General features: G+C 61.7%; 15 protein-coding genes and 2 tRNA genes. 6 read left to right on the top strand and 11 right to left on the bottom strand.

Going from position 1 to position 12,741, the window contains the following annotated elements:
• Nucleotides 1-29: 29 nt before the first annotated feature.
• From APT63_06830 to APT63_06810, 5 genes are all read right to left on the bottom strand, one after another.
• Nucleotides 30-1,046: a phenylalanine--tRNA ligase subunit alpha gene (locus APT63_06830; protein ID AMA45368.1), complete on the bottom strand. Its 1,017-nt coding sequence runs from the start codon at nucleotides 1,044-1,046 to the stop codon at nucleotides 30-32.
• Between the two features lie 108 nt (nucleotides 1,047-1,154).
• Complete coding sequence (rplT, locus tag APT63_06825; protein ID AMA45367.1) at nucleotides 1,155-1,511, bottom strand: 50S ribosomal protein L20; 357 nt, start codon at nucleotides 1,509-1,511, stop codon at nucleotides 1,155-1,157.
• A 28-nt stretch (nucleotides 1,512-1,539) separates the two neighbouring features.
• The gene (locus APT63_06820) at nucleotides 1,540-1,734 is read right to left on the bottom strand and encodes a 50S ribosomal protein L35 (protein AMA45366.1); all 195 of its coding nucleotides are present in this window, start codon (nucleotides 1,732-1,734) and stop codon (nucleotides 1,540-1,542) included.
• Nucleotides 1,735-1,793: 59 nt separating this feature from the next.
• Nucleotides 1,794-2,327, bottom strand: coding sequence for a translation initiation factor IF-3 (locus APT63_06815; GenBank protein AMA47806.1), 534 nt, complete (start codon nucleotides 2,325-2,327; stop codon nucleotides 1,794-1,796).
• 17 nt (nucleotides 2,328-2,344) lie between these two features.
• Nucleotides 2,345-4,267, bottom strand: a complete 1,923-nt coding sequence (locus APT63_06810) for a threonine--tRNA ligase (protein ID AMA45365.1) — start codon at nucleotides 4,265-4,267, stop codon at nucleotides 2,345-2,347.
• A 329-nt stretch (nucleotides 4,268-4,596) separates the two neighbouring features.
• Here APT63_06810 and APT63_06805 point away from each other — a divergent pair, with 329 nt between their 5' ends.
• On the top strand, nucleotides 4,597-4,899 hold the full coding sequence (locus tag APT63_06805; GenBank protein AMA45364.1) for a hypothetical protein: 303 nt from the start codon (nucleotides 4,597-4,599) through the stop codon (nucleotides 4,897-4,899).
• Between the two features lie 159 nt (nucleotides 4,900-5,058).
• Nucleotides 5,059-5,271 (top strand): DNA-binding protein, encoded by a 213-nt coding sequence (locus APT63_06800; protein AMA45363.1) that lies wholly within the window; start codon nucleotides 5,059-5,061, stop codon nucleotides 5,269-5,271.
• A gap of 117 nt (nucleotides 5,272-5,388) precedes the next feature.
• Here APT63_06800 and APT63_06795 read toward each other — a convergent pair whose 3' ends face one another.
• Nucleotides 5,389-5,721 (bottom strand): hypothetical protein, encoded by a 333-nt coding sequence (locus APT63_06795; protein ID AMA45362.1) that lies wholly within the window; start codon nucleotides 5,719-5,721, stop codon nucleotides 5,389-5,391.
• A gap of 298 nt (nucleotides 5,722-6,019) precedes the next feature.
• On the opposite strand from APT63_06795, the gene APT63_06790 reads away from it, so the two are divergent.
• Both APT63_06790 and APT63_06785 read left to right on the top strand, forming a co-directional pair.
• Nucleotides 6,020-6,229 (top strand): hypothetical protein, encoded by a 210-nt coding sequence (locus APT63_06790; GenBank protein ID AMA45361.1) that lies wholly within the window; start codon nucleotides 6,020-6,022, stop codon nucleotides 6,227-6,229.
• Between the two features lie 249 nt (nucleotides 6,230-6,478).
• Entirely contained in the window at nucleotides 6,479-7,570 is a 1,092-nt protein-coding gene (locus APT63_06785) for an L-asparaginase (GenBank protein ID AMA45360.1), read from the top strand.
• Between the two features lie 51 nt (nucleotides 7,571-7,621).
• Here APT63_06785 and APT63_06780 read toward each other — a convergent pair whose 3' ends face one another.
• A complete protein-coding gene (locus APT63_06780) occupies nucleotides 7,622-9,760 on the bottom strand; it encodes a TonB-dependent receptor (protein AMA45359.1) in 2,139 nt (712 codons plus the stop codon).
• A gap of 290 nt (nucleotides 9,761-10,050) precedes the next feature.
• Here APT63_06780 and APT63_06775 point away from each other — a divergent pair, with 290 nt between their 5' ends.
• Nucleotides 10,051-10,293: a hypothetical protein gene (locus tag APT63_06775; GenBank protein AMA45358.1), complete on the top strand. Its 243-nt coding sequence runs from the start codon at nucleotides 10,051-10,053 to the stop codon at nucleotides 10,291-10,293.
• A 6-nt stretch (nucleotides 10,294-10,299) separates the two neighbouring features.
• Complete coding sequence (locus APT63_06770; protein ID AMA45357.1) at nucleotides 10,300-10,998, top strand: deoxyribonuclease; 699 nt, start codon at nucleotides 10,300-10,302, stop codon at nucleotides 10,996-10,998.
• Nucleotides 10,999-11,001: 3 nt separating this feature from the next.
• Here APT63_06770 and APT63_06765 read toward each other — a convergent pair whose 3' ends face one another.
• From APT63_06765 to APT63_06750, 4 genes are all read right to left on the bottom strand, one after another.
• A complete protein-coding gene (locus APT63_06765; protein AMA45356.1) occupies nucleotides 11,002-11,427 on the bottom strand; it encodes a GTP pyrophosphokinase in 426 nt (141 codons plus the stop codon).
• A gap of 76 nt (nucleotides 11,428-11,503) precedes the next feature.
• The gene (locus APT63_06760; GenBank protein AMA45355.1) at nucleotides 11,504-12,073 is read right to left on the bottom strand and encodes a sporulation protein; all 570 of its coding nucleotides are present in this window, start codon (nucleotides 12,071-12,073) and stop codon (nucleotides 11,504-11,506) included.
• 197 nt (nucleotides 12,074-12,270) lie between these two features.
• Nucleotides 12,271-12,347 (bottom strand) — tRNA-Val (locus tag APT63_06755).
• Nucleotides 12,348-12,513: 166 nt separating this feature from the next.
• Nucleotides 12,514-12,590: transfer RNA gene (locus APT63_06750), tRNA-Val, on the bottom strand.
• Nucleotides 12,591-12,741 lie beyond the last annotated feature (151 nt).

Genomic DNA, 12,741 nt, shown 5'->3' with positions numbered 1-12,741 from the left:
TTCTCCTGGAATATGCGTCGGGTACGGGCCTAGCGGAATTGCGCGAGGAACCGCAGGTCGTTGTCGAAGAACAGACGCAGATCGTTGACGCCGTAACGCAGCATGGCCAGGCGCTCGGCCCCCATGCCAAAGGCGAAGCCCTGGTACTCTTCCGGGTCGATGCCGGACATGCGCAGCACGTTCGGGTGCACCATGCCGCAGCCCATGACTTCCAGCCAGCCCGTCTGCTTGCAGACGCGGCAGCCCTTGCCGGAACACATCACGCACTGGATATCGACTTCGGCGGACGGCTCGGTGAAGGGGAAGAACGAAGGCCGGAAACGCACGGCCAGCTCTTTTTCGAAGAACACGCGCAGGAACTCTTCGATGGTGCCCTTGAGGTCGGCGAAGTTGATGTCGCGATCGACCAGCAGGCCTTCGACCTGGTGGAACATCGGCGAGTGGGTGATATCCGAGTCGCAACGGTAGACGCGGCCCGGGCAGACGATACGGATCGGCGGCTGGCTGGACTCCATGGTCCGCACCTGCACCGGCGAGGTGTGCGTGCGCAGCAGCATATTCGCGTTGAAATAGAAGGTGTCGTGCATCGCCCGCGCCGGGTGGTGGCCGGGGATGTTGAGCGCTTCGAAGTTATGGTAGTCGTCTTCGACCTCGGGGCCTTCGGCGATGCCGTAGCCGATGTGGGTGAAGAACTGCTCGATGCGCTCGAGGGTACGGGTGACCGGGTGCAGGCCACCGGTGGTCTGGCCACGGCCTGGCAGGGTTACATCAATGCACTCGGCAGCCAGGCGCGCACTCAGGGCGGCCTCTTCGAACGCGGCCTTGCGGGCGTTGAGCACGACGGTGACGCGTTCCTTGGCGTCGTTGATCAGCGCCCCGACCTTCGGTCGTTCGTCGGCCGGCAGGTTGCCCAGGGTCTTCATCACCTGGGTCAGTTCGCCTTTCTTGCCGAGGTAGTGAACCCGGATCTGCTCCAGGGCATTGATGTCTTCAGCGCGCTCCACGGCCTCCAGGGCTTGGGAGACCAGCGCATCCAGGTTTTCCATGTACAGACTCCAGATACGAAATAGGGGAAGAGCTTTACAGGCTCTTCCCCTATCGATGACGTTCAATACCCGACGCCGCAAGCGCCGCCGGGTGATTGTCGTGGGTACTTAAGCCAGAACGGCTTTAGCTTTCTCGACAATCGCAGCAAACGCCGCTTTTTCGTTCACTGCCAGATCGGCCAGAACCTTGCGGTCGATTTCGATCGACGCCTTTTTCAGGCCAGCAATCAGACGGCTGTAGGACAGACCGTTGGTGCGGGCACCGGCGTTGATACGAGCGATCCACAGTGCGCGGAACTGACGCTTCTTCTGACGACGGTCACGGTAGGCGTATTGACCCGCCTTGATGACAGCCTGCTTGGCAACGCGGAACACGCGCGAGCGTGCACCGTAGTAACCTTTAGCCAGTTTCAGGATTTTCTTGTGACGCTTACGAGCGATGACGCCACGCTTTACACGAGCCATGAGTAACTTCCTCTATCGTTGACCAGAATTAACGAACGCGCAGCATGCGCGCGACTTTCGCGACGTCGGACGGGTGCAGCAAGCTGCTACCACGCAATTGACGCTTACGCTTGGTCGACATTTTGGTCAGGATGTGGCTCTTGAAAGCGTGCTTGTGCTTGAAGCCGGAAGCGGTTTTCAGGAAACGCTTCGCTGCACCGCTCTTGGTTTTCATCTTTGGCATGTTCGGAACTCCGCATTGAGTGGATAAACATAACCGCAAGGCCTGCCGTGCCCTGGTGGTTATTTCTTCTTCTTGGGGGCGATGACCATCATAAGCTGGCGTCCTTCCATCTTAGGATGCTGCTCGACGGTGCCGTATTCCACGAGGTCACCTTCGACCCGCTTCAACAGCTCCATGCCCAGCTCCTGGTGGGCCATCTCACGACCACGGAATCTCAGAGAGATCTTGGCCTTGTCCCCTTCACTAAGGAAACGTACCAGGTTGCGTAGTTTTACCTGGTAATCCCCTTCCTCCGTCCCTGGACGAAACTTGATTTCTTTGACCTGGATGATCTTCTGGTTTTTCTTGGCTTCGTTGGCCTGCTTCTTCTTTTCGAAGATGTGCTTGCCGTAGTCCATGACCTTGCAGACAGGCGGTACCGCGTCTGCAGAGATTTCTACCAGGTCCAGCTTCGCTTCATCAGCGATACGCAGCGCTTCATCGATCGAGACGATGCCAACCTGCTCGCCATCAGCGCCAATTAACCGAACCTCGCGTGCCGAGATATTCTCGTTGATCGGGGCCTTCGGGGCAGTTCGTTTATCGTTTCTCATATCACGCTTAATAGTCATTACTCCGATTCTTGGCGACCACGCCGGGAAACCGCATGCGCCAGGAGCTCGGTGAACTGGGCGACGGGCATGGAGCCCAGGTCTGCACCTTCACGAGTCCGCACAGCGACGGTTTGCGTTTCGACCTCGCGGTCCCCTATAACCAAAAGATACGGGACCCTAAGCAAGGTATGCTCGCGGATTTTAAAGCCGATCTTCTCATTTCTCAAGTCGCACTTGGCACGGAATCCGCTGGAATTCAGAGTTTTTTCCACGTCAAGGGCAAAATCGGCCTGTTTGTCGGTGATATTCATGATCACCGCCTGGGTCGGCGCCAGCCAGGCTGGGAACACGCCGGCGTAGTGTTCGATCAGCATGCCGATGAAACGTTCGAACGAACCGAGGATGGCGCGGTGCAGCATCACCGGACGACGACGATTGTTGTCCTCGGCGATGTAGCTGGCATCCAGGCGCTCGGGCAGGTTCGGGTCGTACTGCAACGTGCCGCACTGCCAGTTACGGCCCAGGCAGTCGCGCAGGGTGAACTCGATCTTCGGCCCGTAGAAAGCGCCCTCGCCCGGCTGGTATTCCCACTCCAGGCCCGATTCATTCAACGCATCGGCCAAGGCGCCCTCGGCGCGATCCCACAGCTCTTCGGAACCGACACGCTTGGCGGGACGGGTCGACAGCTTCATGGCGACGTCGGTGAAGCCGAAGTCCTTGTAGACGTCGAGCGTCAGACGGATGAAGTCGGCGGCCTCTTTCTTCACCTGTTCTTCGGTGCAGAAGATGTGCGCGTCGTCCTGGGTGAAGCCACGCACGCGCATGATGCCGTGCAGGGCGCCGGAAGGCTCGTTGCGGTGGCAGGCACCGAACTCGGCCAGGCGCAGCGGCAGGTCACGGTAGGACTTCAGGCCCTGGTTGAACACCTGCACGTGGCACGGGCAGTTCATCGGCTTGACGGCGAAGTCGCGGCTTTCCGACGAGGTGGTGAACATGTTCTCGGCATAGTTGGACCAGTGGCCGGAACGCTCCCAGAGCACGCGATCGACCACCTGCGGCGTCTTGATCTCGAGGTAGCCGTTGTCGCGCTGGACCTGGCGCATGTACTGCTCGAGCACTTGGTACACGGTCCAACCGGCCGGGTGCCAGAACACCATGCCTGGCGCTTCTTCCTGCAGGTGGAACAGGTCGAGCTGCTTGCCGATCTTGCGATGGTCGCGCTTCTCGGCCTCTTCGATGCGCTGGATGTACGCCGCCAGCTGCTTCTTGTCGGCCCAGGCGGTGCCGTAGACACGCTGTAGCTGCTCGTTCTTGGCATCGCCGCGCCAGTAGGCGCCGGACAGCTTGGTCAGCTTGAACGCCTTCAGGAAACGGGTGTTCGGCACGTGCGGGCCACGGCACATGTCGACGTATTCTTCGTGGTAGTACAGGCCCATGGCCTGTTCGTCCGGCATGTCTTCGACCAGGCGCAGCTTGTAGTCTTCGCCACGGCTGGCGAACACGTCGATGACCTCGGCACGCGGGGTCATCTTCTTGACCACGTCGTAGTCGGTGTCGATCAGCTGCCGCATGCGCGCTTCGATGGCTGCCAGGTCTTCAGGAGTGAAGGGGCGCTCGTAGGCGATGTCGTAATAGAAGCCTTCATCGATCACCGGGCCGATGACCATCTTGGCGGTCGGGTACAGCTGCTTGACCGCATGACCGATCAGGTGGGCACAGGAGTGGCGGATGATCTCCAGCCCCTCCTGGTCCTTCGCCGTGATGATCTGCAGCGTGGCGTCATGGTCGATCAGGTCGCACGCGTCGACCAGCTTGCCGTCGACCTTGCCGGCCAGGGTGGCCTTGGCCAGGCCTGCGCCGATGGAAGCGGCGACGTCGGCAACGCTGACGGCCTGTTCGAAGGACCGTTGACTGCCATCGGGAAGAGTGATTACGGGCATGGCGCCTCCTCTCCTAGTGGTGACCCCTACCAAAGGTCACGTGGGTTGGGATGAGCCAGTACAAGATCCGCCCTGCCTTTCCCTCGGGAAAGCCTGCCTCACAGTGGCAGAAGCCTTTGAGCTTGCCAGGGTCGAACCAGAGTGACTGGAAGAGTGACGACAAGGCCAGGCAGGCCTGTCGTGAGCCGGTCATGCTAGCACGACCTGCCGGGGCACCCTATGAATATTTGGCAATCGAAACCTGGCGGTGAACTTGTGGCCGTGATTGCCCGTCACAATGCCGGAACCACCCTACTCTTGATGAGACCTTACCGAAGGAGTTAACGGTTATGCGATTTCAGTCTCTTCTGGCCCTGACCGCGGCAGGTGCCCTGATGCTGCCCCTGGCAGCCCACGCCGAATCGTGGCCAGCCGGCAAGAAAGACGCCTACATGGCTCAATGCACCCAGGTGGCGAGCAGCAAAGGCCTGGACGCCGCCGCTGCCAAGCAGCACTGCGAATGCGGCGCTGGGGCGATCGAAAAGAACTTCAGCACCAAGGAGATCGAGCAGCTCGACAGCAAGCAGGGCGTCGATGCCAAGCTGATGGAAAAAGCCCAGGCTGTCGTGGCCAAGGCATGCGCTGCGCGCTGACATTTCGCACAGGATCTTTCGTTCTTTTGCGCTGGATCACGATTGTGCAAAGGTAATTGACGCGACACGCGCAGAATTAGACTATGATGTGACTCGTGCAGTCTGTAGCCTCGGCCACATCGCACTACTGAAAAATTTCAAGATTCCGGAGATTCACCCATGTCCAATCGCCAACAAGGCACCGTCAAATGGTTCAATGATGAAAAAGGCTACGGCTTCATCACCCCAGCAGGCGGCGGCGACGACCTGTTCGTTCACTTCAAGGCCATCGAATCCGACGGCTTCAAGAGCCTGAAAGAAGGCCAGACCGTTTCGTTCGTTGCTGAACGTGGTCAGAAGGGCATGCAGGCTGCACAGGTTCGTCCGGAGTAATTCGGGCTTACCGCTGTAAAAAAACCCGCCTTTTGGCGGGTTTTTTTATGGGCGACATGAGCATCCTGCGCGTCAGGGCCAAGCACCCGGCCTGCCCTGCCTACCCCGCATGCGCACTCAGCCGCAGTTGACGCGGGTGACGACGCCCTGCCTATCCACGTTCAGGTTCAGGCGCTCCGAGCGGTACTCCAGGGTCACCATGTCATCGGGCTTCAGGATGCGCGCGTACTGGGCGCCACTGGCCTTGCGTGCCTGCTCGAGCAGGTAGGCGCTGGCAGGCTTGCCCATGGCGAAGTCGGCACCCGTGGCCGAACAGCGTCCATCGTTCTCGGCGGCTGCCGGGGCAGGCGCCGCGCCACGATCGTCCGAGTCCCCTCCACCTCCAGTACTGCAACCGACCAGAGCAGCAGCGACCAGCAAGGTCGCCAGGGAAGCGCGAGTATGAAACATGGATCCTCCTAATCGATCACATTGGCTGCCTAATGCGACAGTGCCATCAAGCGTTTGTTGCAAAACCTGTCGAGTGTGCCTTAAATCCGCACAGGCTGGCCCATTGCAATCGTGACCGGATCTTACGCGCCCCGACACGGCACGCTCACCAGGCCGCCCCAGACCTTCATGCTCCTGCCGTAGAGTTCATCATGCCTACCCAAGATACCCTCACACGCCCAAGGCTTCGGCCTGCTTCGCCGATCGAGGAGACGAACGCCCGCTGTTCATTCACACCCACTACGCCGCGAGAGCCCTCATGAGCCGCCATAGCATCGATGCCGACATCAAGGTCAAGTGGTCCGATGGCCAGAGCGCCTACAGCCCGGGTACACCCGAGGAGCTGTTGCTGATCGCGGTCGACCTGCTGGTACGCGACCTGGGCGGTCAGGCCGCGCGTGCGTTCACCGAGCAGGTGCTCGAGCGGCATGCACCGCGCGCCGCGACCGTGCAACACCCTGCCCCGTGATCAGACGTGCGCTCCCATCGCGCACGCATGACCTCATCTGGACGCCTTCGCACGAAAAACCGAACGAGATGCGGACCGCTCGTTCGGCGTACCGAACACGCGCGCCTGGCGTCTTCGCATGATTCGCCTGCCCTGTCCCCCTGAGTGGCCATCAGATGTGCCATCAGGCGCTACGCTGAGGTTGGTACGAAAACTGCCTGACTTTGTCGGGCAATACAGCCCACCTCATTAGGAAGAGCGAGAACAATAATGATCCACGTCGCCATGAAGACCTTTATCCCCAGTGCCCTTGCACTGATGCTGGCCTTGCCAGCCCACGTCAGCGCCGAAGAGGCCAAGCAGCAGCAGGCCCTGGCCAACGTCGTGATCCTGGCCACCGGCGGCACCATCGCCGGTGCCGGTGCCAGCACCGCCAACAGCGCCACCTACCAGGCCGCCAAGGTCGGCGTCGACAAGCTGATCGCGGGCGTGCCGGAGCTGGGCAACCTGGCCAAGGTACGGGGCGAGCAGGTGATGCAGATCGCTTCGGAAAGCATCAGCAACGAGAACCTGCTGCAACTGGGCAAGCGCGTCGCCGAGCTGGCCGACAGCCCGGACGTCGATGGCATCGTCATCACCCATGGTACCGACACGCTGGAAGAAACCGCCTACTTCCTCAACTTGGTGGAGAAGACCGAGAAGCCGATCGTGGTGGTCGGCTCCATGCGCCCCGGCACGGCCATGTCCGCCGACGGCATGCTGAACCTGTACAACGCCGTGGCCGTCGCCAGCGACAAGCAGTCGCGTGGCAAGGGCGTGCTGGTGACCATGAACGACGAGATCCAGTCCGGCCGCGACGTGAGCAAGTCGGTCAACATCAAGACCGAAGCGTTCAAGAGCGCCTGGGGCCCGATGGGCATGGTCGTGGAAGGCAAGTCGTACTGGTTCCGCCTGCCGGCCAAGCGTCATACCGTCAACTCGGAATTCGACATCAAGCAGATCAGCAGCCTGCCACAGGTGGACATCGCCTACGGCTACGGCAACGTGACCGATACCGCATACAAGGCCCTGGCCCAGAACGGCGCCAAGGCGCTGATCCATGCCGGCACCGGCAACGGCTCGGTGTCCTCCCGCGTGGTACCGGCCCTGCAGGAGCTGCGCAAGAACGGCGTGCAGATCATCCGCTCCTCGCACGTCAACCAGGGCGGCTTCGTCCTGCGCAACGCCGAGCAGCCGGACGACAAGAACGACTGGGTCGTGGCCCATGACCTGAACCCGCAGAAGGCCCGCATCCTGGCCATGGTCGCGATGACCAAGACCCAGGACAGCAAAGAGCTGCAGCGGATCTTCTGGGAATACTAAGCGCTCCGCCTGACGAGAGGGCCAGGCGGCCCTCTCGCTCACACCGTTCGATCAGAACGTGTAGGAAACACCCGCCTGCACGGTGCGTGGTGCGCCTGGGTACACATAGGTGTTGAAGGCCCCCTCGTCATACCGCGTATTGAAGACGTTCTTCACGTCCAGGTTCAGCCGGACGTGCTCGTTGACCGTGTAGAAGCTCAACAGGTCCACCACGCTGTAGTGGTCCATGGTGTAGGTCGAAGCGGCCGTCTGCCCGGCACGGTCGTCCACATGCTTGAAGCCCACCCCCAACCCCAGCCCTTTCGCCACCCCGTCCTGGAACTCATAGGTGTTCAGCAGGCTGAAGCTGTTGCGCGGAATGTTCGCCAGGCGCGTCCCGCGTGCCAGGGTGTTGTCGCGTGTCACCTCGGCGTCGACATAGGCATAGCCGCCGATCACTCGCCATTCGGGCGTGAGGTTGCCGGCGATGTTCAGGTCGAAGCCGCGGCTGCGAACCTCGCCTGCCGCCACGCTGTAGGTACCGGTCGGATCGTTCGGATCGCGGGTCAGCACGTTTTCCTTGACCGTGTGGTACACGGCGGCATCGACGCTCAACTGACGGTCGAGGCTCTCCCACTTTACCCCGACCTCGTAGGACTTGCCCTTTTCCGGGTCGAACCCGCCGCCTTGCAGGCTGGTGCCACTGTTGGGCTTGAACGAGCGTGACGCCGTGGCGTAGAGCGCCAGGGTCTCGGTCAGGTCGTACATCAGCCCCACGCGCGGTGTCACGCCGTTCTGGCCATTGGAGAAGTCGCGGGCATCGCTGAGCTTGTCGTCGTAGTCGTGCTCGAAACGCTCGAAACGCACGCCGGCCAGTGCCTTGAGCCGTTCGGTCAGGGTGACCTGGTCCTGGACGAAAGCAGCCCAGGTCTTTAGGTTTTCACTGTTGTACGTAGTAGGCCCCACCAAAGCCGGTCGCGGCTGCCCCAGCACAGGTTCGAACAGATCGATCGGGTAGGCGCCCGCGCCGCCCGCCGAGCGCAGGATGATCGAGCTGTAGTCGTAGTCCTCGTACTCGAGCCCGGTCAGCAAGGTGTGCGACAGACCGGCGGTGTCGAAATGCCCGGTCAGGTTGAGCTGGTAGTCGCGGCTGGTCCATTCCAGTTCGCGGTAATTGAAGTTGCGCCCCAGGGTGCGCCCATCGACCTGCAGCCCGTTGGCTTCCACGGCATTGCCCTTGAGCGAACCGTCCAGCCACTGGACGCCGCCGGCCAGGGTCCAGTCGTCGTTGAGCAGGTGCTCGAAACGCAGCTGGGCCATGTCGTTGTCGTTGTGCAGCAGGTTGTCGCCGCCCTTCTCCCAGACATTGGTGTCACGCGAGGCCGTGCCGGCCTGCCTGGGCAAGCGGGTCAGGCCACGGTCCAGGGGGTGGTTGTTGCGCATGAAGTCACCCTCGAAGACGATCCGGGTGGCCTCATCGACCTGCCAGCTGAGCACCGGCGCCACGTCGTAGCGCTCGCTGTCCACCTCATCACGGAAACTCTCGCCGCCCTCGCCCAGCACGTTGAGCCGGTAGGCCAAGGCACCGTCCTGGGTGAGCGCGCCAGTAGCATCGAGCGTGGCACGGCGCAGACCCTGGTCGTCGACCTGACTGCCCAGGGTGACCTTGTCGTCGAGCTGCGGCTGCTTGCTGACGATGTTGAACGTGCCGCCTGGATCGCCGCGACCATACAAGGTGCTCGCCGGCCCACGGATCACCTCGAGACGCTCCACGGTGTTGGCATCCGGCGCGTTGGGGTAGCCCCGGTTGATGGGGAACCCGTTGCGGTAGAACTCGCCCGTGGTGAAGCCGCGAACGGTCAAGGTGGTCAGGCCCTGACCCCCGAAATTGTTGGCGCGCCCTACACCGCCGGCATAGTCCAACCCGTCCTGCAGGCGTGTGGCGGAGGTGTCTTGCAGCACGTCTCGGGGCACCACGCTGATGGACTGGGGCGTCTCGTGCAGCGCGGTATCGGTGCGCGTGGCACTGGCAGAGCGCTCGGCCTTGTAGCCTTGCACCGGACTCGTGGCGGTCTGCCAATCCGCAGCATCGGCGTCGATGTTCACCGCGCCCAGTTCGATGCTGGCAGGCGGCGTGACAGGGGCTTCGGCGGCCAGGGCCAAGGCAGGTAAGGCATGCAGCAGGCACAGCGAGGCGATCGAGCGGCGCATCGATAGACGAATCCTGAAAGTGGGAAAACCGTAAGGGGCTGAAAAACGTGCGAATGCTATGTGGAAATAATTCGCATTGGCAATCGTTATTTTTACAATTAGAAAGATAAGCTTTTGCTGCTTTCGCAACAGAGCACAGGCCGACCTCGCCGTACCCTCCCAAGACACGACAGCCCGGTCGACGGGCGAGGGCGATATCCCCGAGCATGACGGTAAAGAAACTTATGCTTGGTTGCGAAATGTCCTACGGTGAAATACTGTACGCGCATACAGCCCACCAAGGACCTGCCATGGCCAGCCCTGCCCCTGTCACCCCCTCGAGTTTCGCGCTGCTGGGAACACGCATCCAGAAGATCATCAACAGCCCCGCCGCCCAGCGTAGCCGCGCGGCCTTGATCTACCGGCTCGAGCACGAGTCGCCCGAAGACTGGCTGACGCTGCTCGACGAAATCGCCGAGAACGACAACGTGACCATCGCCCATCGCGACGACGGTGGCGTACAGCTGTTCTGGACCGTGCCGCAGGATGACTGACCGACCATGAACGTGTTGACGCTCACCCTGGCGGGCCTGTTGCTCGCGCTGCCTCTTGCCCACGCCCATGCCGAGGCGCCGCGCACGTTCCAGGAAGCGAAGAAAGTCGCCTGGAAACTGTATGCGCCGCAATCCACCGAGTTCTACTGCGGCTGCAAGTACAACGGCAACCAGGTCGATCCGCGCACCTGCGGGTACACGCCGCGCAAGAACCCAAAGCGCGCCTCGCGCATCGAATGGGAGCACATCGTCTCGGCCTGGCAGATCGGTCATCAGCGCCAGTGCTGGCAGCACGGCGGGCGCAAGAACTGCGCGCGCAACGATGAGGTGTTCCGGCGCGCCGAGGCGGATCTGCACAACTTGGTGCCCAGCATCGGCGAGGTCAATGGGGATCGCAGCAATTACAGTTTCGGCTGGCTGCCCGAGAAGCATGGCCAGTATGGCCAGTGCCTGACCCAAGTGGATTTCAAGGCACGGCGTGTGATGCCCCGGCCGTCGATCCGCGGCATGATCGCCCGCACGCATTTCTACATGAGCCAGCGTTACGACCTGCGTTTGTCGAAGCAGGACCGCCAGCTGCTCGAGGCCTGGGACAAGACCTACCCGGTGCAGCCCTGGGAGCGGCAACGCAATCAGCGCGTGGCCTGCCTGATGGGCCACGGCAATCCCTTCGTCGGCCCCGTGGACCTGGGCAGCTGCGGGTAAAGATCAGGCCAGCGTGCTGAGGTAGGCGCTGGCCTGGCTGTACTTGGCCATCCGCGCGACGTCGTCCGGGCCTGGATAGGGAATGCGCGACATATCGCTGTTGTCGGCCAGGTCGGCCAGCTTGACGACGCGCGCCAGGGGGTCATCACCGACGCGCACCACGAAGTCCAGGTACGACTCGCCTTGCCGACGGCTCAAGGCATGCACGGCGGCCAGGATCTTCAGGGAAAACCCTTGGCGCGCCAGGTCGGCCAGCGTCGTGGGCGTGTCTTCCAGCACATCGTGCAGCACGGCGACGATACGCTGCTCTGGCGTCGACACACGCAGCATGACCCGCAATGGATGAAGAATGTAGGCATTGCCGCCTTTATCGTATTGCCCCTCATGGGCCTGGGCCGCCAAGGCGATCGCCCGCTCCAAGGTAGACATGTGGCCCTCCCGCGCAGCCTGTGCCATTGAGCATAGCTGTGACAGCGGGGTCGGCGCCAATACTCCCCTCAGAACCTCAGCGCGTGGCGCCGTGCTGGATCACCACCGAGTCGGTGCCCAGCTTGGCCATGACTTCGGTCTTGCGCGCCTCGGCCTCGGCCTTGCTCGGGAACGGCCCCATCAGCACCACCGGCTTGCCGTTGCGGTATTCGACGGACGAAGGGATGCCTTTTTCCAGCAGGCGCGCGGTCATGTCGGTCATGGCGCCCATGTTGGCACCCTGGACGACTTCGACGTCCCACCCTTCAGGCGCCGGCTGATCGGCCAGCGCATCGGCGCGGCGCTGCAGGTCGGCGCCACCGCACACTTCACGGATGCGCAGGTCGTTGCCCGATTCGTCGACGATGATCTGGTAGTCGCTGCCCTGCTTGATGGCGACGTAGCTGCGGTAGGCCTCGTATTGGCCGGCCTCGTTCTTGCCACGGAACTGGCCGCAGATGGTGCCTTCCGGGGAGATCCGCACGTTGGCGAACTTTGCCGTGTCCGGACGCGCCAGGCTCTGGGCGACCCGGTTGTGCACGCCTTCGACTTCGTTGTCACAGCCAGCCAGAGCCAGCACCGCCATTACCACTGCCAGTTTGCGCACGCCATCATCTCCCGTTCAGAAGCGGGGATTCTAACACGCTCGCTCGCGTCGTCAGGGGCGCGCCAGGCGCGAGGGACCGCTCAAGCCAGTGACCATCGGTGATCGAAGCAGGCCTTGCGACACAGGGCCGCAGCCGTGTGCAGACCGTTTCGCGGACAATAAAAAAGGGCGACCTATTAAGATCGCCCTTTTCAATTTGGTAGGCACAATTGGACTCGAACCAACGACCCCCACCATGTCAAGGTGGTGCTCTAACCAACTGAGCTATGTGCCTGTCGTGTGGCGCGCATATTACGAGTGCGCCCTGACCTTGTAAAGCGTTTTCTTCAAAAAAATCAGAAACTTTGCGCGGTTGCCGAGCCCTGCGCTCGCAGCGGCCCTTTCCCCGGAACACACATGCAAAAAAGGGCGACCCTTTCGGATCGCCCCTCTTTTCGATTTGGTAGGCACAATTGGACTCGAACCAACGACCCCCACCATGTCAAGGTGGTGCTCTAACCAACTGAGCTATGTGCCTGTCGATGAGGGCGCATTCTACGCACTTGCTCAGGGGTGTCAACCCATATTTTTCCTAAGCCACTGAATCTCCGTTCTTTTATGATCTCGACCCCACGGTGACCCTGCCCCGCACGCCGTCAGGAATTTTTAACAGGCCGCTGGTGCGCGTT

The sequence above is a fragment of the Pseudomonas monteilii genome (assembly GCA_001534745.1).
Classification (GTDB): Bacteria; Pseudomonadota; Gammaproteobacteria; order Pseudomonadales; family Pseudomonadaceae; genus Aquipseudomonas; species Aquipseudomonas alabamensis.
Note: the sequence above shows the minus strand (reverse complement) of the source record. Positions and strands in the feature narration are given on the sequence as shown.